General features: G+C 62.4%; 18 protein-coding genes. 9 read left to right on the top strand and 9 right to left on the bottom strand.

Annotation, left to right across the window (positions count from 1 at the left end; all coding sequences use genetic code 11):
• Positions 1–719: 719 nt before the first annotated feature.
• The 4 genes from htpG to N7640_RS06870 all read right to left on the bottom strand — a co-directional run bounded on the left by htpG (position 720) and on the right by N7640_RS06870 (position 4,927).
• Complete coding sequence (gene htpG / locus N7640_RS06885; protein WP_279902399.1) at positions 720–2,639, bottom strand: molecular chaperone HtpG; 1,920 nt, start codon at positions 2,637–2,639, stop codon at positions 720–722.
• A gap of 94 nt (positions 2,640–2,733) precedes the next feature.
• Entirely contained in the window at positions 2,734–3,987 is a 1,254-nt protein-coding gene (locus N7640_RS06880) for an MFS transporter (RefSeq protein ID WP_279902398.1), read from the bottom strand.
• 32 nt (positions 3,988–4,019) lie between these two features.
• The gene (locus tag N7640_RS06875) at positions 4,020–4,466 is read right to left on the bottom strand and encodes a PaaI family thioesterase (protein ID WP_220814125.1); all 447 of its coding nucleotides are present in this window, start codon (positions 4,464–4,466) and stop codon (positions 4,020–4,022) included.
• Positions 4,466–4,927: a PaaI family thioesterase gene (locus N7640_RS06870; RefSeq protein WP_279902397.1), complete on the bottom strand. Its 462-nt coding sequence runs from the start codon at positions 4,925–4,927 to the stop codon at positions 4,466–4,468. Before N7640_RS06870 ends, N7640_RS06875 begins: the two co-directional genes overlap by 1 nt.
• A gap of 145 nt (positions 4,928–5,072) precedes the next feature.
• Here N7640_RS06870 and N7640_RS06865 point away from each other — a divergent pair, with 145 nt between their 5' ends.
• Together N7640_RS06865 and N7640_RS06860 are read left to right on the top strand one after the other, a co-directional pair.
• Entirely contained in the window at positions 5,073–5,345 is a 273-nt protein-coding gene (locus tag N7640_RS06865) for a hypothetical protein (protein ID WP_220814123.1), read from the top strand.
• A gap of 127 nt (positions 5,346–5,472) precedes the next feature.
• The gene (locus N7640_RS06860) at positions 5,473–5,763 is read left to right on the top strand and encodes a hypothetical protein (protein WP_220814071.1); all 291 of its coding nucleotides are present in this window, start codon (positions 5,473–5,475) and stop codon (positions 5,761–5,763) included.
• Between the two features lie 45 nt (positions 5,764–5,808).
• Here the strand turns inward: N7640_RS06860 and N7640_RS06855 are convergent, their stop codons facing one another.
• On the bottom strand, positions 5,809–6,219 hold the full coding sequence (locus N7640_RS06855) for an MAPEG family protein (protein WP_220814070.1): 411 nt from the start codon (positions 6,217–6,219) through the stop codon (positions 5,809–5,811).
• Between the two features lie 279 nt (positions 6,220–6,498).
• On the opposite strand from N7640_RS06855, the gene folE reads away from it, so the two are divergent.
• The 3 genes from folE (at position 6,499) to N7640_RS06840 (ending at position 12,464) form a co-directional block, all read left to right on the top strand.
• A complete protein-coding gene (folE, locus tag N7640_RS06850) occupies positions 6,499–7,062 on the top strand; it encodes a GTP cyclohydrolase I FolE (RefSeq protein WP_220814069.1) in 564 nt (187 codons plus the stop codon).
• 1,655 nt (positions 7,063–8,717) lie between these two features.
• Positions 8,718–12,062 (top strand): RHS repeat-associated core domain-containing protein, encoded by a 3,345-nt coding sequence (locus N7640_RS06845; protein ID WP_279902396.1) that lies wholly within the window; start codon positions 8,718–8,720, stop codon positions 12,060–12,062.
• Between the two features lie 3 nt (positions 12,063–12,065).
• The gene (locus N7640_RS06840; protein ID WP_279902395.1) at positions 12,066–12,464 is read left to right on the top strand and encodes a hypothetical protein; all 399 of its coding nucleotides are present in this window, start codon (positions 12,066–12,068) and stop codon (positions 12,462–12,464) included.
• A 342-nt stretch (positions 12,465–12,806) separates the two neighbouring features.
• Here the strand turns inward: N7640_RS06840 and N7640_RS06835 are convergent, their stop codons facing one another.
• Together N7640_RS06835 and N7640_RS06830 are read right to left on the bottom strand one after the other, a co-directional pair.
• Entirely contained in the window at positions 12,807–13,409 is a 603-nt protein-coding gene (locus N7640_RS06835; protein ID WP_279902394.1) for a glutathione S-transferase family protein, read from the bottom strand.
• Between the two features lie 2 nt (positions 13,410–13,411).
• Positions 13,412–14,572, bottom strand: a complete 1,161-nt coding sequence (locus tag N7640_RS06830) for a PLP-dependent aminotransferase family protein (RefSeq protein ID WP_279902393.1) — start codon at positions 14,570–14,572, stop codon at positions 13,412–13,414.
• Between the two features lie 82 nt (positions 14,573–14,654).
• Here N7640_RS06830 and N7640_RS06825 point away from each other — a divergent pair, with 82 nt between their 5' ends.
• A complete protein-coding gene (locus N7640_RS06825; protein ID WP_279902392.1) occupies positions 14,655–15,107 on the top strand; it encodes a MarR family transcriptional regulator in 453 nt (150 codons plus the stop codon).
• Here the strand turns inward: N7640_RS06825 and N7640_RS06820 are convergent, their stop codons facing one another.
• A complete protein-coding gene (locus N7640_RS06820; protein ID WP_279902391.1) occupies positions 15,108–15,731 on the bottom strand; it encodes a hypothetical protein in 624 nt (207 codons plus the stop codon).
• 138 nt (positions 15,732–15,869) lie between these two features.
• Here N7640_RS06820 and N7640_RS06815 point away from each other — a divergent pair, with 138 nt between their 5' ends.
• Together N7640_RS06815 and N7640_RS06810 are read left to right on the top strand one after the other, a co-directional pair.
• Positions 15,870–16,484 (top strand): LysE family translocator, encoded by a 615-nt coding sequence (locus tag N7640_RS06815; RefSeq protein ID WP_279902390.1) that lies wholly within the window; start codon positions 15,870–15,872, stop codon positions 16,482–16,484.
• Positions 16,484–17,689 carry a benzoate/H(+) symporter BenE family transporter gene (locus N7640_RS06810; protein WP_279902389.1) on the top strand — a complete coding sequence of 402 codons (1,206 nt, stop codon included), beginning with the start codon at positions 16,484–16,486 and terminating at the stop codon, positions 17,687–17,689. Before N7640_RS06815 ends, N7640_RS06810 begins: the two co-directional genes overlap by 1 nt.
• Positions 17,690–17,783: 94 nt before the next feature.
• On the opposite strand, the gene dacB is transcribed toward N7640_RS06810, so the two are convergent.
• Entirely contained in the window at positions 17,784–19,217 is a 1,434-nt protein-coding gene (gene dacB / locus N7640_RS06805; protein ID WP_279902388.1) for a D-alanyl-D-alanine carboxypeptidase/D-alanyl-D-alanine-endopeptidase, read from the bottom strand.
• A 197-nt stretch (positions 19,218–19,414) separates the two neighbouring features.
• Between dacB and N7640_RS06800 the strand changes: the two genes are divergently transcribed.
• Positions 19,415–19,759, top strand: a complete 345-nt coding sequence (locus N7640_RS06800) for a 50S ribosome-binding protein YggL (protein ID WP_279902387.1) — start codon at positions 19,415–19,417, stop codon at positions 19,757–19,759.
• The last annotated feature ends 64 nt before the right edge of the window (positions 19,760–19,823 follow it).

The following is a 19,823-nucleotide window of genomic DNA, read 5'->3' as shown; positions in this document are numbered from 1 at the left end:
TATCTTCGAAATCCAGACTCTCATACTGAGTAGCGCCCGCGGCAGCCAATAAGTGCGAATTTTCTCTCTGAAATCCTGTTCTTTGCGCGCTTCCTCTTGTACCCGCCGAGCTACGCATGGCCTACACGCAGCAGCGCTGCTGTCTGCCCCGAGACGGAACAATAAAGTGTTTATGGTCGCAATGTTTACAGAAAATATTGGCGCCTTCTTTGCCGCCCCCCTTTTCTCTTTCTCCGCTCATACATTTGCACATTGCAGTGCAGACAAAAAATCAGCTCCAACTGGATCGGTGAAAACACATTGATCAACTATGCAGCATTGGCGCGACTTTTAATCCAGGTAACTTCTTCCTCGGAAAAGGTGAATTCGCGTTGCAACTCGGCCCTCGAATACGAGCACGAAAGAACTGGATAGGCGGTACGTTCGAGGGATGCCATGGATCACTCCTTTCCTGAGCCAATCGGAAAAGATAAACCACGCATCTGGAACAGCTTTTTCTTTATAAAATATCGTTTAAAAAAATATGCATACAGACAAAATAAATGAATTTTCTCCTTATCTCGGCATGACCCCTTGCACACCTTGTGGGAGCGGATTTATCCGCGAATTTCGCGGCCAAGGTCGCTCCCACAAGAGCAGAATTACGCCACCAACACGTAACCGGGTACATAGCCATGAAAAAGCCCGCCGAAGCGGGCTTTTTCATGAGCGGCCACAGGTCAGGCGGACAGCTCGACCAGCAGCTTGTTGAGGCGACGCACGTAGGTGGCCGGGTCCTTGAGGCTGTCGCCGGCGGCCAGGGCGGCCTGGTCGAAGAGGATGTGCGACAGATCGGCAAAACGATCCTCGTCAGCCTCGGCGTCCAGCTTCTCGATCAGCGGGTGCTGCGGGTTGATCTCGAAGATCGGCTTGGCGTCCGGCACCTTCTGCCCGCTGGCCTCGAGGATCTGGCGCATCTGCAGGCCCAGGTCCTGTTCGCCGATGGCGAGGATCGCCGGCGAGTCGGTCAGGCGGTGCGACACGCGCACCTCGGCGACCTGCTCGCCCAGCGCGCCTTTCAGGCGCTCCAGCAGCCCTTCCTTGGCCTTGGCGACTTCTTCCTGGGCCTTCTTGTCCTCTTCCGAGTCCAGCTTGCCCAGGTCCAGGTCACCACGGGCCACGTCGACGAACTGCTTGCCGTCGAACTCGGTCAGGTAGCTCATCAGCCACTCGTCGATGCGGTCGGTGAGCAGCAGCACCTCGATGCCTTTCTTGCGGAACACTTCCAGGTGCGGGCTGTTCTTGATCTGCGCGAAGGTCTCGCCGGTGAGGAAGTAGATCTTGTCCTGGCCTTCCTTCATGCGGCCGATGTAGTCGGCCAGGCCCACGGACTGCTCGCCGTCGTCGCCCTGGGTGGAGGCGAAGCGCAGCAGGCCGGCGATCTTCTCCTTGTTGGCGAAGTCCTCTGCCGGACCTTCCTTCAGCACCTGGCCGAAGGCCTTCCAGAACTGCTTGTACTGCTCGGGTTCGTTCTTCGCCAGCTTCTCCAGCATGTCCAGCACGCGCTTGGTCAGCGCCGACTTCATGGAGTCGATCACCGGGTCCTTCTGCAGGATCTCGCGGGAGACGTTCAGCGACAGGTCGTTGGAGTCGACCACGCCCTTGATGAAGCGCAGGTACAGCGGCAGGAACTCGTCCGCCTGGTCCATGATGAACACGCGCTGCACGTAGAGCTTGAGGCCCTTGGGCGCCTCGCGCTGGTACAGGTCGAACGGCGCGCGGCCCGGCACGTAGAGCAGCGAGGTGTATTCCAGCTTGCCCTCGACCTTGTTGTGGCTCCAGCTCAGCGGATTCTCGAAATCGTGGGCGACGTGCTTGTAGAACTCCTGGTATTCCTCGTCCTTGACCTCGGTACGGCTGCGGGTCCACAGGGCGCTGGCGCGGTTGACGGTCTCCCACTCGGGCTCGGCCGGCTTGCCCGCCTCTTCGCCGTGCTCTTGAGAAGAGATGGGGTCTTTCGGCAGTTCGATCGGCAGGGCGATGTGGTCGGAGTATTTCTTGACCACGTTGCGCAGGCGCCAGCCATCGGCGAACTCTTCCTCGCCGCTCTTCAGGTGCAGGACGATGCGGGTGCCGCGCTCGGGCTTGTCGATGGTCGAGACCTCGAAGTCGCCCTCGCCCTTCGACGACCAGTGCACGCCCTCGGTGGCGGGCAGGCCGGCGCGGCGGGTGAACACGTCCACCTTGTCGGCGACGATGAAGGCCGAATAGAAGCCCACGCCGAACTGGCCGATCAGGTGCGAATCCTTCTTCTGGTCGCCGGTGAGGTTCTTCATGAAGTCGGCGGTGCCGGACTTGGCGATGGTGCCGAGGTGCGCGATCACGTCCTCGCGGCTCATGCCGATGCCGTTGTCTTCGAGGGTGACGATCCTGGCGTCCTTGTCGAAGGACAGGCGGATCTTCAGATCGGCGCCGCCTTCGAGCAGTTCCGGCTTGGCCAGCGCTTCGAAGCGCAGCTTGTCGGCGGCGTCGGAGGCGTTGGAAATCAGTTCGCGGAGGAAGATTTCCTTGTTGGAATACAGCGAATGGATCATCAGGTGCAGCAGCTGCTTCACCTCGGTCTGGAAGCCCAGGGTTTCTTTTTGAGTCTCCACACTCATGGTCGTCGAACTCCACATGCATGACAGGCCGCGCGATGGCGGCGGGTGTCATACAGATGGGGTGTTCGGGAGGGATTTCAAGGCCTTGCGAAAATCAGGGCTCCAGCAGTTCGATGCCGCCGATGTCTTCCGGCCTGAAGCTGAAGCTGGCCTGGCCGCCGCCGCTGCCGATCTGCTGGATGAGGCGCAGGCTGCCATCGGCATCCAGGCCGACGAAGCGCCCCTCCACCGTGCCGCCGCCCGCCTTGCTCACGCGCATCGCGAGGTTGCGGTACTGCTCCGGGTTGCGCTGCAGGCGCGGCAGGGAGAAGCGCTGGCGGCGGTCCAGCGCAGGACGGGGGTTCTGCGCCGCCACGACCTCGGCCGCCGCCGGCTCGGCCACCTTGCTCGGCTCCGCGGTGCGCGTCTCGTCCAGCGGCGGATGGTTGTCGCCCTGCACCTGCCAGCCCAGCGCGGTCTTTTCCAGCACCAGGTCCAGGCTCTGTTCCTTGCCGTTGATCCGCGCCTGGACGGTGATCGGCAGGCGGGTGGCCGGGAAGCTCACCTCCGGCAGCTCGGCCAGTTGCACCAGGCGGGTGGCGAAACGGCGCTGCAGGTAGTCGTCGATGACCTTGGCCAGGGTCTCCCGCGAGTCGAAGCGGGCATCGAGGCGCCCGTGCTGGTAGCGCAGACGGTCGGCGAACAGCTCCAGGCGGCCGCTCAGGCTGGTCTTGAAGGACGGCGGCAGGACCAGGTGAAAGTCGCCCTGCAGCTTGTTCGGCGGTAGCGGCTGCAGGTTCAGGTGCAGGGTGTAGCCCCGGCTCAGGCGCCGGGCCTCGGGCAGGTCCTGGTCGGGCAGCAGCCAGCTGATCTCCACTTCCGGCCCGCCGGTGTCTTCCGGCAGCACGTCCAGCTGCACCGGTGTCTTCTGCGTCCTCGGCAGGCGGATCGCCACCTCGCGGCGGGCGAAGAAGTCCTCGCCTTCACGCAGGCTGAGCACGCCGTCGATCAGCTCGGCGTACTGCGGGGCGAAGGGTTCGCCGTTGAGTTCGCCATACAGACGGATTTCCAGCTCCGCCGGCGCCTTGGGCGGCTCCTTCAGCCAGCGCAGGCTGAGAATCGCCTCGAGGCGGGCGGCATCCTGGCTGGCCATCAGCACCATGCCCACCACCAGCGGGATGATACCCAGGGCGGCCAGCATCACGGCCTGCCTGGCGCTGCGCCAGTGGCGCAGCGCGTAGATCAGGGTGATGGGAGGAATCAGGCTGCCCCAGCCCCACAGCAGGCTGGTGGAGAAGGCCCGCATCACCAGCCACACCAGGCCGGCGAGAATCAGCAGCAGGCCGCCGAGGATCAGCAACGCATCCATTCGAGTTCCTTGTTGTTATGTGCCCGCTCCGATCAGGGTTCGTCGACCTTGAAGTGGGCGCGGGCGGTGGCGATGGGTTCGCTCTGGCTGGTCTGCCAGGCCGTGATGGCGACGTTGGCCACCCGGCGTCCCTGGCGCCAGACCTGGCACTGGGCGTAGGTGTCACGATAATGACCGGCGCGCAGGTAATCTATCGAGAAGTCGATGATTTTCGGCAAATGTGGGATGCCCATGAACATCAGCAGGTGGAGCATCGCGGCATGCTCCATGAAGCCGGCGATCACCCCGCCGTGCAGCGCGGGCAGGGTCGGATTGCCGATGTTGTCCTTGTTCGCCGGCAGGCGGAATACCATGTCGTCGCCCAGGCGCAGGCACTCGATGCCGATCATCCGCGCATAGGGGATCAGGCTGATCAGCGCGTCGTACTCGTTCTTCTCGTGGGCTTCGCGCACCAGCGCGTTGAAGTTCAGCGAGGTCATCACGCGGCTCCTTGGGCGGGCGTCTTCGGGCCGCCCGGCTTGCCCATGCGCATGAAGGCGCCGACCACGTGGGCGATCGGCTCGGCCGGGTCGTCTTGGTAGGCGTAGCCGCGGGTGAAGATGACGTTCTCGGTCACCCGGTAGCATTCGGCGAATCCATAGACATCCATGTGCGGCTGGGCCGGGCGCATGTAGTCGATGCGCAGGTCCAGGGTCGGGCAGATCTCGAATTCCGGCAGCACGCAGACGGTCGAGATGCCGCAGGTGGTGTCCATCAGGGTGGTGATGGCGCCCCCGTGGATCACCCCGCTCTCGGGGTTGCCGATGATCTGGGTGCTGTAGGGAAGGCGCAGGGTCAGCCCCTCCGGCCCGGCCTCGTGCACGCTCAGGCCCAGGACCTGGCAGTGGCGCAGGGCGGACAGGAAGCGCTGGGCCCTCTGCAGAACGGCGTTGTCGCTCATCGTCGATACCTCGTGGCGATGCGGAAAATCCGCCCATGATAGCGGCGCGGCCGCCGCGCACATAGCCGCGGGCAAAACAGTCTGAACCTTCCCCGCGGGGGCCGTCTCGAAAGAGCGATGGCCTTACCACAAGGAGAAACAGCCCATGCACAAACCAATCGCCTATGCGTTCATGCTCGCTGCCACGCTTGGCCTCGCCGCCTGCGACAAACCGTCCGAAGACAAGGCGGAAGAGGCGCGCGAAGCGCAAGAGGAAGCCCGCGAATCGCTGAAGGACGCCGCCGAGCACAGCAACGACGCCGCCCGCGCGGCGGACGAAGCGGCCCGTGAGCGCGCCAAGGAGAACAACGAGGCGGTGCCGCCGGCCAACCCGACCATCCCCGCCCCGCCGCCTCCCGCCGGCCAGCAACAGCAGTGATTCCCGCCGATGCCCGCGCCAGCCGCGGGCATCGGTCCCCTCCCCTCAGGAACTTCACCTGCGCCGCTTCGCTCCAAGCGAGACGGGTGCCGTACACGCGCATCCGCATCGAACAGGAGATCGAATCGTGCACAAGCCCCTTACCTACGCCCTCCTCCTCGCCATGACCCTGGGTCTGGCCGCCTGCGAGAAGACTCCGGAAGACAAGATGGAATCGGCCAAGGAAAACGTTTCCGAAGCCATGGAGTCGCTCGGCAATGCCGCCGAGGACACCGGCGAGGCCATCGAGAAGAAGGTCGACCAGGCCACGGGCCACGAACCCACGCTGGGCGAACGCCTGGATGAGGCGGCCGAAGACACGTCCGATGCCGCGAAAGGCGCCGCCGACGAGATAGGCGACGCCGTCCAGGGCCGCTGAGGCACCGCATGAAAGAAGCCCGCCATCTCGGCGGGCTTCGTCGTTTCAGACCGTCACGAGCAACCAGCGCAGCGCCGGGCTGAGCATCAGCAGCAGGCAGCAGACCAGGCCCACCGTCCACACCAGCGAGCGCTGCCAGGCCAGGTCGCGCCAGTAGAACAGCAGGTAGAGCACCCGCGCGACGATGAACAGGATCGCCAACAGGTCCACCCACCAGCCGAACACGTTGGTGGTGTGGGCCATCAGCACGCCGGCAGCGAACAGCGGGAACATCTCGATGCTGTTCAGATGCGCCGCGTGGGCCCTGGCGCCGAGGCCGGTGAGCCGGGCCTGCTGGGCGCGCGGGTTGTGGTTGTCATAGCCGCCGGACTCGGCGTTCATCGCCCGCGCCACGGGCAGCTTGGCGGCGTAGATCAGCAGGGCCGCGATAAACACACACCAGAACGGAATGCTCATTGCCTTTCTCCTTGTTATTCGGCGCTGGGCCGCGTGATCCGATGGCGACATGCCGGTAGCCTTTCGAGCCGCCTGGCTTGCCACTTGTTGCAATTGAATCATGGCTGCGGTCGCGGCCGGATGCACGATACACGTGCGGCCTGCGCGACTCCGCGTCCGCGGGCGGGTATGATGCGGAGCTTCATTGCCTGCGTGGTCATCCGCGCCGGGCCGCCGCCCGCAGTGCGCCGGCCGCGCGGACGGACGATACGGAACTCTTTCAACAGCCCTGGAAACCTCATGGAATCTAGCACTCAGAAACTGGCTCAGCAGTACACCGCGATTCTCGGCCAACTCGGCGAGGACGTTTCCCGCGAGGGCCTGCTCGACACTCCGCAACGCGCCGCCAAGGCCATGCAGTACCTCTGCCGCGGCTACCAGCAGACGATCGAGGAAGTCACCAACGGCGCGCTGTTCAGCTCCGACAACAGCGAGATGGTGCTGGTCAAGAACATCGAGCTGTATTCCCTGTGTGAGCACCACCTGCTGCCCTTCATCGGCAAGGCCCACGTGGCCTACCTGCCCAAGGGCAAGGTGCTCGGTCTGTCCAAGGTGGCGCGCATCGTCGACATGTACGCCCGCCGCCTGCAGATCCAGGAAAACCTCAGCCGGCAGATCGCCGAGGCCATTCAGCAGGTCACTGGTGCCCAGGGCGTGGCCGTGGTCATCGAGGCCCAGCACATGTGCATGATGATGCGCGGCGTGGAGAAGCAGAACTCCTCCATGGTCACCTCGGTGATGCTCGGTGAGTTCCGCGAGAACGCTGCCACCCGCAGCGAATTCCTCAGCCTGATCAAAGACTGAACATGGTAAAGAAAGCCGGCTTCGGCAGTCATTGTGCAAGCAACATTGACCGCGCCCACGTGAGCACGGCTGTGTCGGCAAGGATGCCCGCTCCGCCCGCAGGTTTTGAGTTTTGACTGGCCCAAAATTTCAGCTGACTCCACTATTCTAAATTGTTTATGCACTGGCAGTTGATTAGTACGCTTGCCGAGAAGGTACCCATCCCTAAGAAACGTTGAATATTCCGTCTCACCAAGCTTATGCCCAGCCTCACTGAGCACATCAAGGAAGTGCTAGTCAGAGAGACTTCTGCACATGCAATCTCTCACATCCAATTTCTACAGGGATGTTTCTGATAATGAAGCTTTTACTATCTCGTCTTCTTCTACTGCTTATACCTATCGGGCTTGTATCGAGTCTCTGCATTGCAATCACTCCTTCCCTTGCTATCGCGGCTACTCCCGAAGCAGTAGAGTTTACGGTTGCTAGTCTAGGGGGAACATTCAAGTCGCTAGAGGCGGCAGAAGAGGCTATGCGAGGGCAACCTGTCACGACTGTTGGGGGCCAAGTCTCGATGTATGAAAAGCTGCAGTTTTCGCACCTCGCCAATAGAAGCAGTCGACGATATCGGGTCCCTCCTGTCCCAGCGTCCCTTAGCGCATGGCAATATCGTGCCCAGCTTCAGACAACTAGCGAGTGGTACGACAGCGAGCAGCAAGCAGCCCAGAAGTTGTATGAATGGACTACAAAAAACGGTACCAACGCTAATTGTATTGTCGATGTGTACCCATCAAGTGACTGGCACCCCATATACCCCAATATCCCCGCTGGGCCAGAGTATGTCTTGTACTGGGGAGGGAGCGCCGAGGAACGCATAGATTACATCATCGAGGTTAGCTGCCCTAATCAATCGAAGCCGTCCAAGGCCAGCACCTTTCTCATACGCAACAAAGACTTAAGCTGCCCAGCCAACCACAAGCTTGAACATGTCGAATATACAGAGGCACTTCAAAAGCCCTCCGGTCAGCAATACATACTTCTGTCTGAAGGCTGTCAAAATCCTACCAAGGGAACAATTACAAGCAAGGCAATAGCCTCCCCATGTGATCAGCATCGAAACCCGCAGATTGGCAACCCCTGCAACCCCGCTAACGGCAATAAAAACGAAACAGAACGCGACTTTAGTGATTTGGGGCCGCGTACGGGGCTAGACTTTACCCGCTCTTATAACTCTCTCCATGTCTCCCAGCATGAGAGCTCATTAGGCATTGGTTGGACCCATTCATATTCAGCACGACTTATCGCAGCAAGCGCGAATAACCTCTATGGCATTAGCTGGGCAAGCGGGCAGTTCGAGACGTTCCGATTTCTTCAGCCTGGAGTCTATGTTTCTGATTGGGGCACTGGTAGACAAGCGCGCCGAACTGGTAGTAATTGGTTTGTTACTCATCCTGATGGTGTAACCGACAGCTTTGGTAGCGACGGCCGTTGGCTTCGAAGGGAATCGGCAACTGGAGAGACTGTCAGTCTTACTTATGATCCTGCTGGACACCTCCAACAGGTAACAGGCCCATGGGCATAAGCTCACATTCACTTACCATCCGGATGCAAAGCTGGCAGCTGTCACTGACAACACCGGTCGCCACGTACAATTTGCTTATGCCGATAACTACCTAGTGAGTGTCACTCAGCCAGATGGCAATGTTCGCAGTTATCACTACGAGGATTCCGTCTTTCTTGGTCATCTGACGGGTGTTTCATTTAACGGTATTCGCTACAGTACCTTTGGCTATGACAATCTGGGGCGTGCAGTCTCGACTGAGCATGCGGGAGGCATGGAGCGTCATACGCTTGCCTATAATTCCAATGCCACAACTACAGTGAAAGATGCAAACGGAACCGCTACCACTTACCACTTCGTGCAGCCTCAAGCAGGTCAACGTTTTGTATCTCGCGAGGTGGGTCCTTATGGCACGCGGGCACTCGCTTATGACCTCTCCAGCCGACAGTTAACTTCGGTAACTGATGAGCGCGGCAACAAAACCTCTTACACCTACGACACCTACCACCGCACCAGCATGACCGAGGCGGACGGTACGCCTCAGGCTCGCACCACGACCTACCAGTACCTGAATGACCTGAGCGATCTCCCTACCCTGGTTGAGAAGCCCAGCGTGTACGCCGGGCAGAAATCGCGTACAGCCATCAGCTATCAGGACATCCGCTTTCCAAGCCTGCCAACCAGCATCACGCAGTCCGGCTATACGCCGACAGGTGCGTCGGTCTCTCGCACGGTAGGTGTGACCTATAACCTGAATGGCCAGGTATCCGAAATCGACGGCCCCCGTACCGATGTGGCCGATGTCACCCGGTACGATTACTACCTCTGCAACACCGGCGGCAACTGCGGTCAGCTGCGTACCGTTACCAATGCCCTCGGCCAGATCACCCGATACGAAGACTACGATGCGGCTGGCCGTGTCGGACGCATCGTTGCTCCCAATGGGCTCACCACCAGTTACACCTACGATCCTGTTGGCCGGGTAAGCCAGACCGTGGCCTCCAGCGGCGGGGCTTCGCGCACCACGGCGCTTACCTATACCCCCGCCGGAGACATCGCCACCGTCACTCAGCCGGATGGCGTGCAACTGACCTACACCTACGATGCCGCTCGCAAGCTGCGTAGTGTCACCGACTCGCATGGCAACAAGGTTGAGTACGACTACGACTCTCGGGGCAATCGCACGAAGGAAGATCTCTTCAACCCCGACGGCACTCAGGTGAACAGCCGCAGCTACGCATACGACCTGCGTAACCGCGTCCAGAGCCTCAACAATGACATCGATGCGACCCGGACCAGCATCACGACATTGGTCTCCGATGCGGTGGGCAATCTGCTTTCCGAGAAGGATCCCAATACCAACGCAGCGGGTGGCACCCTTGCCACCCATCACGAGTACGACAGCCTCAATCGGCTGTTCCGCACTACTGATGTGAGGTTCGGTATCACCAGCTACGACTACGACGTCAATGACCAAGTCATTGCCGTCGCAGCGCCCAACAATGCAGTGACTACCTACGCTTACGATGACCTCGGTAACCGACTCTCCGAAGACTCACCGGATCGTGGCCTCACGCATTACGCCTATGACGCCGCTGGCAATCTGATCAGCCGTCAGGATGCACGTGGAGTTACCGCACTCTTCAGCTATGACGCCCTCAATCGCGTCACCGCCGTCGACTACCCCGGATCGGCAGAGGATGTGCAATTCGGCTACGACTGCCCGACCTCGATCGGGCGTCGCTGCCAGGTCATCGATGGCAGCGGCACCCAGGTGTTCGAGCATGATGGCTTCGGCAATGTCCTCAAGCACACCCGCAGCGGGACGTGGGGAAGCTTTATCACCGAGTACACCTATGACGCAGGCAATCGGGTCAGTCAGGTCACGGCCTCCTCCGGGACACAGGCGACCTATACCCGGGATGACCTGGGCAGAGTCATCGGTGTCAGGGCCATCGTCGATGGGCAGCAGAAGGCCCTGATCAGTGGCCGTAACTACCGGGCCGATGGGCTGCCCACAGCACAGTTCTTTGGCAATGGTCTGGTGGAGTCGCGCAGCTATGACCTGTCGGGCCGGCTCAAGCAGATCAATCTCGCGGGCGAGGTCTGGAACCACGAATACGACTGGAACAGCAACCTGACGCTTCGCCAGTCTCCAGCAGGCACCGATCAGTTCGAATACGACGAGCTTGACCGCCTGGATGGTTTCACTATCGGCAACCTGTCGCCCGCCTCGTACACATACGACAAGAACGGCAACCGCCTGAGTGAAACCCTCAACGGGGCGACGTATCAGCATGACTACTTCAATGCCTCCAACCGCCTGCTCAGTCGAGCAGGGTCGCCGGTCAGCCATGATGAAGCTGGCAACCGAACCAGCCATGGTTTGCGGACACTCACCTACAACTCGGCCAATCGCCTGTATCAGGTGCTGGAGCACGGGCTCGTTGTGGCGACCTATGTCTACAACGGACTCGGTCAGCGCGTGCAGAAGATTACCAACAGCGGTACCACCCTCTACCACTATGGCCTGGACGGCGAGCTGATTGCTGAAACCAACGCAAGCGCCAGGCTGCGCGATTACATCTGGCTCGACGGACAACCGTTGGCACAAGTGGAGGCAGGCGGGGACATTATCTTCCTCCACACCGATCACCTGGCAACGCCTCGTCGTGCTTCCAATGCGGGCGGTCAGGTGGTGTGGCGCTGGGACAGCACGCCGTTTGGCGAAACCTCACCCTCTCAAGACCCGGATGGCAACGGCCTGGCGACCATCGTCAACCTGCGCTTCCCGGAGCAGTACTACGACAGCGAGAGTGGGCTGCACTACAACTACTTCAGGGATTACGACCCGCAGACTGGGCGGTATGTCGAGAGTGATCCGATTGGGCTTGAGGGTGGGCTAAATACTTACGGGTATACCTATCAGAATCCGATCAACAACTTCGACCCAGACGGTCGGGCAGTTTGGTTCTTAGGGTTCCTTTTCGCAGGCACAGGGACGACAGCCTCCACCGGCACAGGCGTTTTACTGACAGGAACAGCTCTTACAGGGACAGCTCTTGTCGGGTCATCAATGCTAATGACTGGGTCCACACCCACAGGTGGGAGTAGCACTGCGTCTGCCGGTGGAGGGAATGGAGACTACTGCTTGCTCTACCCTAACGATCCTATATGCAAACAAGATTTCAACCCAGATCAATGCCCAGGAATCAGCAACAAAAATTTGAAACACACTGGAAAGCATCTGCCACAGTTCCAGCAGCTGGATCCAGCCTTTACCTTGCAGAACCAAGTCAATCTAGGGCAAAGAACAGCAAGTAATCCGAGTAATTTTGTTGGTGCCTCTGGCGGCCGATCCGCTTATCAAACAAATGCTACAATCGGAGGGAAGTCCGTTCCAGTAAGAGTTATGGTCAACTCATCGAATAATATTAGAACTGTTTACATAGTGGACTAATCCATGTTCAAGATTGAGTACCTGCTGGACCCATCAAGCCCAACAGATTCGGAGCCACTTGGAGACCTGAAAATTTGTGACGATCAAGGCGAGATTCGCATAGAGAATACATACATTGATTCATGGCTATTGTCTCTACTGCAATTTTCATCGCTGCCCACCAAAGAGGGCTCGGCAAATATCTCAATTCTAGAAGAGCCAGAGCCAATCTCCGTAGAAGTAAGCAATGGCAAAATATACTTTTTCCATGCCAATGCGCTCGTCTCTGGAGAGCTATCTGAATTTTCTACAGAGATAAGTAGGGCGGCTCGCGAATTCATCTCTTTGATCAAGGCAAAGCAATGGGATAGCTGCAATAGCACCATCAGCATTCTGGATGATCTATTGCGGAAGCCACTATAAGCTTACTGAATAGAGCGCTATTGCAGATCTTGCGATAGCGCTCTACCGACTCTACCGCCTATCAAACTCCCAGCAGCCGTTCAGATCTTTTCGGTTCAGGGTGCCAGGTTCGACCGACACGGCGTTCAGGTTGCTCTGTCATACCGCTTTAGTCCCCCATGCCCTTTATCATCCACCCCACCACCCTCGACGACGCCAACCTTCTGTCCGTCCGAGGTCGAGCGTTCCGCGGCCCAGGCCTTCCGTTCGATAGAGGCGTTGGGTTGGCTTGCCGACGGGGAACCGATGACGGAGAAGTGGCCTCGCTAAGTCGATCGCGCAAGGCCTAGGCCGGTTTTTTCGTCAGTCGAGCATCGCCACGTGCCGTGGGTGGCTGGCGACGCGCTCGAGCCAGGCGTTGATCGCCGGGAAGCCGGAGAGGTCGAAGCCGCCCTCGTGGGCCACGTGGGTGTAGGCGTACAGGGCGATGTCGGCGAGGGTGTAGTGCTCGCCCACCAGGTACGGCGTGCGCTGCAGTTGCTGCTCCATCACCTTGAACGCCTTGTAGCCGCGCACGTGGCATTCCTCGTACTCGGCCCTGCGCGCTTCCGGCAGGCCCTGGTAGAGCTGGATGAAGCGGGCCACCGCCACGTAGGGCTCGTGGCTGTACTGTTCGAAGAACTGCCATTGCAGCATCTGGGTGCGCAGGCGCGGCTCGCTCGGGATGAATTCGCTGCCGTCGGCCAGGAAGTTGAGGATGGCGTTGGACTCCCACAGGAAGGTGCCGTCTTCCAGTTCCAGCACCGGAATCTTGCCGTTGGGGTTCTTGGCCAGGAACTCGGCGGTCTGGGTCTCGCCCTTGAGGATGTCGATCGGCAGCCACTGATATTCGTGGCCGAGCAGATGCAGCATCAGCTTGACCTTGTAGCAGTTGCCGGAACGGTAATCGCCGTAGACCTTGAACATGACTAGCGGCCCTCCTGCGCTTCGCGGATCACGGCGGCCAGTCGGCGCAGGCCTTCGCCCAGGCGCTCCGGCGGCACGTGGCTGAAGTTCAGCCGCAGATGGCCGAGGTTGTCGTCCGGCTCGCTGAAGAACGGCTCGCCTGGCATGAACGCGACGTTCTGCGCCATGGCCGGCTGCAGCAGGGTGCGGGTGTCCAGCGTGTTCTTCAGGGTCAGCCAGAAGAACAGGCCGCCTTGCGGCACCTGCCAGGTCGCCAGGTCGCCGAAATGCTCCTCCAGCGCCACCTGCATGGCGTCACGGCGCACCCGGTAGAAGTCGCGCAGCTCGGCCAGGTGGGCCCGGTACTTCTCGGTTCCGAACCACTGCAGCGCCTGCCACTGGCCGATGCGGTTGGTGTGCAGGTCGGCGGCCTGCTTCAGGCGCAGCAGGTGCGGGAACAGGTCCGGGGTGGCGATCAGGAAGCCGACGCGCAGCCCCGGCAGCAGGGTCTTGGACACGGTGCCGGTGTAGATCCAGCTGGCGCGCTTGAGGCGGCTGACGATGGGGGTTGCGCTGCCGGCGTCGAACACCAGTTCGCGGTACGGCTCGTCCTCGATCAGGGTGACGTTGAATTCGTCGAGCAGCGCCGCCACCGCGTCGCGCTTGGCCTCGCTGTAGCGCACGGCGGAAGGGTTCTGGAAGGTGGGGATCAGGTAGGCGAAGGCCGGCTTGTGCTTCTGCAGGCACTCGCGCAGGGCCTCCAGCTGCGGGCCGTCTGCTTCCTGGGGCACGGTGAGGCAGTCGGCGCCGAACAGCTGGAAGGACTGCAGCGCGGCCAGGTAAGTCGGCCCCTCGACGAGGATTTCGGTGCCCGGGTCGATGAACAGCTTGCTGGCCAGGTCCAGGGTCTGCTGCGAGCCGCAGGTGATCAGCACCTGGCTGGCATCGCACTGCACGCCCAGCTTGCTGGCCTCGGCGGCGATGGCCTCGCGCAGCGCCGGCTCGCCCTCGCTCATGCCGTACTGGCCGATGGAGGCCGGCATCTCGCTCCAGTCCACCTTCGGCAGCATCGGCTCGGCCGGCAGGCCGCCGGCGAAGGACATCACCTCCGGACGTTGCGCCGCGGCGAGGATTTCACGGATCAGGGAGCTTTTCAGGCGGGCAACGCGTTCGGAGAAGGCCATGGGAGTCACCGGTAGCACAGGCAGGATGAATTGGGTCAAACTGTTTGACCGAAACTACGACGGCCAGGACAGATACGTCAATATGCTTGACCTGAAAAAGCCAAGTTCCCAACAGATCGCCATGGAAGCCTTCTTCTTCGGCTATCAGGCGTTCACCGCCAAGGCCGACGAGATGCTGGCGCGCCGTGGCCTGTCGCGCGTGCACCATCGCATCCTGTTCTTCATCGCGCGCCACCCCGGGCTGAGCGTGAAGGAATTGCTGGGATACCTGGGCGTGACCAAGCAGGCGCTGAACACGCCGCTGCGCCAGTTGCAGGAGATGTCCATGGTGGAGAGCGTGGCCGCCAGCGACGACAAGCGCAAACGCCAGCTCGGCCTCACCGCCGAAGGTGCCAGGCTGGAGCAGGCCCTGCGGCGCGAGCAGTCGCGGCTGCTCGCCCGGGTGTTCCGGGAGGCCGGCGAGCCGGCGGTGCAGGCCTGGCTGGCGATCAACCAGGCGCTGGGCCGGGCCCGCCTGGCGGGCGACGAGAACTGATCAGGCCGCCTGGCCGCCCTTCAGCTCCCTGGCGCCCTGGAAGAACACCAGGGCGCTGGCGACCATGGCCGCCAGCATCGGCAGCACCCCGACCAGCATCAGGATCACCGAGGCCACCAGCACGCCGCTGGCAATGTTGAGCCAGGCCAGCACGCGCACGACGGGATAGGCATCGGTGATCCTGAGCAGCGCGATGCCGAGCCACAGGATGACCAGGCCGAGCAGCGCCAGCAGGCCGAAGTAGAGGGCCGACTGCAGGCTGAGCTCCGCCAGCGCGTCGTCGCCCCAGTACAGCTGGACCGCCTCCAGCACCAGGCTCAATCCCACGCTCAGCCACACCGGCCAGGTCAGGCCGGTGGCGCCGAAGCGCGCCTCCAGGAAGGCCTTGAGGCGCACCACCAGGTAGCTGCCCAGCAGCGTACTGGCCACGCTCAGCCAGTCGCCCGTCATCTTCAGTTCCGGGGCGAAGGCGAGGCCGATCACTGCAACGGTGGCGACCAGGTAGGCGAGGTTGAGCCAGCCGAGCACCTGCAGCTGGCCCGAGCTCCAGCCCGGCAACTGCTGGGGCCGACGAGCGTCGATCAGTTCCACCCGGGGTGCCGCGTAGGGATTGTTCGGGTCCATGCCACTTCCTTGCTGTGATGGGAACAGTGATTCGAGCCTCGCCGATCCCGCGCGACTGTACCGGCGATTGTCGGTGCCGCTGTACGGCGACGCCCGGACGGGCTGCGCATAGGCTGCCAGCATTCACGGAGAACCGCCATGACCCTGGAACTGTTGATCGCCTTCGTCCTCTTCGCTTTCGTCACCTCGGTGACGCCCGGCCCCAACAACATGATGCTGCTCGCCTCGGGGGTGAACTTCGGGGTGCGTCGCAGCGTGCCGCACATGCTCGGCATCAGCCTCGGCTTCATGGTGCTGGTGGCGGCCGTGGGCCTCGGTCTCGGCCAGCTGTTCGAGCGCTTCCCGCCGCTGTACACCGCGCTGCGCTACCTCGGCGCCGCCTACCTGCTGTACCTGGCCTGGAAGATCGCCGGCTCGGGCGCCCCCGACGCCGAGGGCAAGAGCACCGGTAAGCCGTTCACCTTCCTCCAGGCCGCGGCTTTCCAGTGGGTCAACCCCAAGGCGTGGATCATGGCCATCGGCGCGATCACCACCTACACGCCGCAGGAAGGTTTCCTGGTCAACGTGCTGTTGATCGCCGCGCTGTTCGCCCTGGTCAACTGCCCCAGCGTCGGCCTATGGACGGTGGCCGGCAGCCTGCTGCGCCGCTGGCTGGACCGGCCGCGCGTGCTGCGCGCGTTCAACATCGGCATGGCCCTGCTGCTGGTGGCCTCGCTCTACCCTATCCTGGCCGACGTCAAGGGTACCTTCTGATGAACGACGCCACGGAAGCCATGGACACTTCCAGCCGCCCTCGCCCGCTCGCCGACTCCTCGCCCTCCGCCGTGGTGGCCGGCTTTGTCGCGGCGCTCACCGGCTACACCAGTTCGCTGGTGCTGATGTTCCAAGCCGGCCAGGCCGCCGGGCTCAGCGCCGCGCAGATTTCCTCCTGGCTGTGGGCGCTGTCCATCGGCATGGCGGTGTGCACCATCGCCCTGTCGCTGCGCTACCGCACGCCCATCGTGGTGGCCTGGTCGACCCCCGGCGCGGCCCTGCTGATCACCAGCCTGCCCGGCGTGAGCTACCCCGAGGCGGTCGGCGCCTTCGTGGTGTGCGCCGTGCTGCTCAGCCTGCTCGGCCTGTCCGGCGCCTTCGAGCGGGTCATGCGCCACCTGCCCGGCTCGCTGGCGGCGGCGCTGCTGGCCGGCATCCTGTTCCGCATCGGCAGCGAGATATTCGTCGCCGCGCAGACCAGCACCACGTTGGTGCTGGCAATGTTCTTCAGCTTCCTGATCAGCAAGCGGCTGGTGCCGCGCTACGCGGTGATGGTGGCGCTGGTGGTCGGCGGCGTCCTGGCCGGCGCGCAGGGCATGCTCGACTTCAGCCACTTCAAGCTGGAGGTGGCGGTGCCGGTCTGGACCACGCCGAGCTTCTCCCTGAGCGCGGCAATCAGCATCGGCATACCGCTGTTCGTGGTGGCGATGGCCTCGCAGAACATCCCCGGCCTGGCCGTGCTGCGCGCCGACGGCTACCAGGTCCCGCCCTCGCCGCTGATCGCCAGCACCGGGCTCGCCTCGCTGCTGCTCGCACCGTTCGGCTCCCACGGCATCAACCTGGCGGCCATCAGTGCTGCCATCTGCACCGGCGCCGAGGCCCACGAGGACAAGCGCAAGCGCTACACCGCCGCGCTCTGGTGCGGGCTGTTCTACGGCATCGCCGGCATCTTCGCCGCCACCCTCGCGGCACTGTTCGCCGCCCTGCCGAGCGCCCTGATCCTGTCCATTGCCGCGCTGGCCCTGCTCGGCTCCATCGTCAACGGCCTGGCCCAGGCCATGCAGGTGCCGGCCGAACGGGACGCGGCGCTGATCACCTTCATGATCACCGCGTCGGGCATGACGCTGCTGGGCATCGGTTCCGCCTTCTGGGGGCTGGTCGGCGGTGCCGTCACCCTGCTGATACTCAACTGGCGCAAGGGCTGAGTGCTGGTGCGCGCGGCACTCCCGGAGCGAAACTGACCCTCCGCCAGGGTGTGCCGTGCACATCTGCGACGATGAGCAAGCCTATAACCGCGACTCAGCGTCGATAGATGTCCAGCAGCACCTGATCGAGGATGGCCGAGGCGCCCCAGGGGCGTGGGTCGTTGAGGATGGCGACCACCACCCAGTTCTGGCCCTTGGCCGTGCGGGTGAAGCCGGCGATGGCGCGCACGTTGTTCAGGGTGCCGGTCTTGATATGGGCCTGGCCTTCCATGCCGGTGCGCTTGAGGCGTTTGCGCATGGTGCCGTCCATGCCCACCAGCGGCATCGAGGCGATGAATTCCGGGGCGTAGGGGCTGTGCCAGGCCGCCTGCAGCATGCCGGCCATCTCCCGGGCGCTGACCCGTTCGGCGCGGGACAGGCCGGAGCCGTTCTCGATCACCAGGTGCGGCGCGGTGATGCCCTTCTTCGCCAGCCAGCCGCGGATCACCCGCTGGGCGGCCTTGGCGTCGTCGGGGTCGGCGCGATCGCGGAAGGTCTGGCCCAGGCTGAGGAACAGCTGCTGGGCCATGGTGTTGTTGCTGTACTTGTTGATGTCGCGGATGACTTCGACCAGGTCCGGCGAGAAGGTGCGGGCCAGCAGCTGGGCCTTCTTGGGCACATCGCCGACCCGGTCCTTGCCGAGGATGCTGCCGCCCAGTTCCTGCCAGATGGCGCGCACGGCGCCGGCGGCGTAACCCGGGTGGTCGAGCAGGGCCAGGTAGGTCTGCGCGCTGCAGCCCTCGTTCAGCTTGCCGGTCACCACCAGGGTGGTACCGTCGAACTGGGTGACCGGGTTGTAGCGCACGTCCGGCCAGGCGGGGCACTTGGCGGCGCCGAGGGCCTTGACCTGATTGTCGATGCGCACGTTGGTCAGCGGCGGCTCCATCATCACGCTGACCTTGCCGCCACTGGTGCGGGTGACCATGCGCACGGCCTTAAGGTTGACCAGCAGCGAGTCGGGGGTGACCAGAAACGGCTTGTTCGGGTCGCCGCCGTCATCGTTGAAGGCCGGCAGCTGCGGGTGGTTGAAATGGTTGCGGTCCAGCACCAGATCGCCGGTGATGCGTTGCACGCCGTTGGCACGCAGGTCACGCATCATCAGCCAGAGCTTTTCCATGTTCAGCTTGGGGTCGCCGCCGCCCTTGAGGTAGAGGTTGCCGTTTAGCACCCCGTCCTTCAGCGGGCCGTCACCGTAGAACTCGGTGCGCCACTGGTGGGTGGGGCCGAGCAGTTCGAGGGCGGCGTAGGTGGTGACCAGCTTCATGGTCGAGGCCGGGTTCACCGATACGTCGGCGTTGTGGATGATGCCTTCGCCGCTGCCGTCCAGCGGCAGGGCCACCAGCGACAGGCTGCCGGCCTTCAGCTTGTTGGCCGTGAGCGCCTGCTGCACCTTGGCCGGCAGTGTGCTGCTGACCTGGGCGGCGGAGAGGGGAAGAGTGACCGGGAGGAGGAGCGAAGCAATGACGATGTTGCGCAGCGTTCTGATCATTTGGCACGGGCCCAGGCAGAAAAAAGGGCGAAAAGAGGGTGCAGCTGGAGTGATTTTGTCGCGCATTATGCCCCATGCATCTCGTCCTCGGGGCCCTGAAAGCCGGCTGCGCGGGCTTTTTTCCGAACGGGCGGGCAGCTGGCGCGGCAACCTGCTAGAGTGCCGCCCGTTGCAATCATGAGTATCTAGGAGTGTTTATGGCCACCAACCGTTCCCGCCGCCTGCGCAAGAAGCTGTGCGTCGACGAATTCCAGGAGCTGGGCTGCGAGTTGACCCTCGACCTGCGCGAGGGCCTTGGCGAGGCCGAGATCGACGATTTCCTCGATGCCTTCCTGCGCGACGCCATCGAGGGCAACGGCCTGGGCTACGTCGGCGGCGAGGACTACGGCTTCGTCTGCCTGTCCAGCCGTGGCTCGGTCAGCGAGGAGCAGCGCTCCCGGCTCGAGGCCTGGTTGAAGGATCGCAAGGAGCTGAGCGGCTACACCCTCAGCCCGCTGCTGGACGTGTGGTACCCGGAGAACCCGATCAACCCGCAGGGCTGATGGTTCGACCGATCGGTAGAACAAGGCGCTGTCTTCTCCCGAGAGAAGACGGCGTTTTTTTATG

The organism is Pseudomonas sp. GD04015 (genome assembly GCF_029837675.1).
Classification (GTDB): Bacteria; Pseudomonadota; Gammaproteobacteria; order Pseudomonadales; family Pseudomonadaceae; genus Aquipseudomonas; species Aquipseudomonas paralcaligenes.
This window is presented reverse-complemented; position numbering and strand designations above follow the sequence as displayed.